Origin of the sequence: Saccharomonospora halophila 8 (genome assembly GCF_000383775.1) — a bacterium.
GTDB classification, from domain to species: domain Bacteria; phylum Actinomycetota; class Actinomycetes; order Mycobacteriales; family Pseudonocardiaceae; genus Saccharomonospora; species Saccharomonospora halophila.
The window spans coordinates 1-2570 of the sequence record NZ_KB912572.1; the positions used below are offsets into that span (position 1 = coordinate 1).

General features: G+C 70.7%; 3 protein-coding genes and 1 tRNA gene. 1 reads left to right on the forward strand and 3 read right to left on the reverse strand.

Features of this window, described 5'->3' with window-relative positions; genetic code table 11:
- The 3 genes from SACHA_RS0116370 to SACHA_RS0116380 all read right to left on the reverse strand — a co-directional run.
- On the reverse strand, nucleotides 1-970 hold a 970-nt coding region (locus SACHA_RS0116370; RefSeq protein ID WP_019811483.1), incomplete at its 3' end, for an FAD-dependent oxidoreductase.
- Between the two features lie 4 nt (nucleotides 971-974).
- Nucleotides 975-1895: an AurF N-oxygenase family protein gene (locus tag SACHA_RS0116375; protein WP_019811485.1), complete on the reverse strand. Its 921-nt coding sequence runs from the start codon at nucleotides 1893-1895 to the stop codon at nucleotides 975-977.
- Between the two features lie 170 nt (nucleotides 1896-2065).
- Nucleotides 2066-2140: transfer RNA gene (locus tag SACHA_RS0116380), tRNA-Asn, on the reverse strand.
- A 179-nt stretch (nucleotides 2141-2319) separates the two neighbouring features.
- Here SACHA_RS0116380 and SACHA_RS0116385 point away from each other — a divergent pair.
- On the forward strand, nucleotides 2320-2570 hold a 251-nt coding region (locus SACHA_RS0116385), incomplete at its 3' end, for a hypothetical protein (protein ID WP_019811487.1).

Consider the following 2570-nt stretch of genomic DNA (forward strand, 5'->3'; position numbering starts at 1 on the left):
CCCGGCGCCCGAGCAGGACGACCTCGCGCACGCGGCTCGACCGCAGCCGCCGCAGCGCGTGCGGCGCGATCGGGGTGTGGGCAAGCTCGTCCGGGTCGGCGGTGAGGATCCGTGCCACGTCCAGCGCGACGTTGCCGTTGCCGACGACGGCGACCCGCTCGTCCGACAGGTCGACCGCGTCGGCGGGCACGTCGGGGTGCCCGTTGTACCAGCCGACCACCGTCGTGGCGGCCACACTGCCGGACAGGTCCTCCCCGTCGATGCCCAGCGCGCGGGCCGAGGAGGCACCGACGGCGTAGAGCACCGCGTCGTACCGGGCGGACAGGTCGTCCACGGTGACGTCGGTGCCCACCTCGACCCCGAGTTTCCGCCGCAACCTCGGGTGCTTGTGGAAGCGGGCGAACGTCTCGCCGATCTTCTTCGTGGACGGGTGATCCGGCGCGACCCCGTACCGGACGAGTCCTCCCGGCACGGACAGCCGGTCGATCAGCGTCACCCGCGCGTTGGTGTGCAGCAACAGATCCTCGACGGCGTACATCCCGGCGGGGCCGGTCCCGACCACCGCGACGTCCAACGGCGTCATGTCGCTGGGCACGTCGCGGGCGAACACCGGCGGCGACCACGGGTGGAAGTTCGGCGCCGGGTCCGCGGCCTCGGCCACCGGGTCCCGCCCGGCAGCACGGTCGGCAGCGCGGTCGGCAGCACGGTCGGCAGCGCGGTCGGCGTAGTAGGCCGCGTTGAGCTCCGCGTACGCCGTCATCGAACCGGAGAGCACGTCCACCGGGACGATCGCGTCCACCGGGCACGCGTCCGCGCACGCGCCGCAGTCGATGCAGCTCGCCGGGTCGATGTAGAGCATCTCGGTGCGGCCGAAGTCCGGCTCGTCCGGTGTCGGATGGATGCAGTTGACCGGGCAGACCGTCACGCAGGACGCGTCGTTGCAGCAGGTCTGGGTGATCGCGAACGCCATCGGCTCAGATCAGGTTCGCGCGCTTGTAGACGCGGGTGGCCGCCGCGGTCAACAGCCCCGCCGAATCCAGGAACTCCATCAGACCCGCGCAGCTCGACCGCAGCATCGACTTGTAGTGCTCGTTCGCCCGGGCCTCGCGGACCGCGCGCCGGGTGTCCAGTCCCGCGTTGGCGTAGACCTCGCGGCTGACCATGCTGGTGACGATGAAGTAGGCGGCGATCGACACCACCAGCGCGATGCCCTGCTTGCGCACCCGGCTCACCCCGCGCAGCCGCTCCAGGGTCTCCTCCCGGGCGAACTTCATGTGCCGGGACTCCTCGACCACGTGAATGTTGTTGATGGTGCGCACGAACGGTGCCACCCGCTCGTCGCGCATCCAGTCCCGCTGCATGACGTCCAGGACCTCCTCGGCGACCAGGATCGCCGCGTAGGCGGCCTCCCCGGTCGCGACGGTCTTGAACAGCCGGCCGAGCTCGACCACCGCGCGGCGCGGACGGTAGGCCGGTGCCCGCAGCTTCGCCGCGCCGCGGGCGAACATGATGGAGTGCCGGCACTCGTCGGCGATCTCGGTCAGCGCCCACTGGAACGCGGGGTCGGTCGGATCCTTCGCGTAGAAGTCCCGCAGCACCATCTGCTGCAGGATCATCTCGAACCAGATGCCGGTGCTGGCCACCGACGCCGCCTCCTGGCGGGTCAGCTCCCGCCGCTGCGCCTCGGTGAGCTCGGCCCAGTACGCCGTCCCGTACAGGGTGCTCCATTCGGGGCTGGTGCCGTGGTGGTCGGTGTCCAGCGCGGTCTCCCAGTCGACCTCGCGGGCGGGGTCGTAGGACAACGTCTCGGACGAGTCCAGCAACCGCCGCGCCACGGTCTCGCGCTCGGAGGGGGTGTTCCCGGCCTGCTCCCGGGTGTCTTCGACGCTGGTCATGGGAGACCTCCTGTACGCCCGTGTACCTGTTACCGCGATTTACGGTTACCTCAAAGTAACACGTACTTGGGGCGTTGCCCAGAGCCACGTCGACACGGGGGAGGCGGAGAACCGGGAAGCGGGTGCGGACACGAAAAAACCCCAGGCCCGTGCGGACCTGGGGTTCGGTGTGGCTCCCCCGGCTGGACTCGAACCAGCAACCTTTCGGTTAACAGCCGAATGCTCTGCCATTGAGCTACGAGGGATCGCTCCCAGCCTGCGCGGAGCGATCGGAGTACTCCGTGCTGACCGGTGACTACTGTAGTACACACCCGACCGGGCGCGGACACCACCCCCTCCCCGTGCGGAACGCGGTGGTGTCCGGCGGGTGAGCGACGGGTACGGGACACTGGAACCGGGTAGCCCGCCGTGCGAGGAGGCATCGATGAAGACTTTCCTGTTGGGCGCCGCCGCGGGTTACGTGCTCGGGGCCCGCGCGGGTCGTGCACGGTACGAGCAGATCGTGCGCAACTACCGCAGACTCGCCGACCACCCGGCGATGCAGGGCGCGGCCGGGGTCGCCCGGGCGAAGGTGGGGGAGAAGGTCGGCGGACGGATCCCGTTCACCCACCGCAGGCCCGCCCCGCACGGCCACGACGGCCACGCCACCGCGACCCCCGGCGGGTCGAGCGGCCC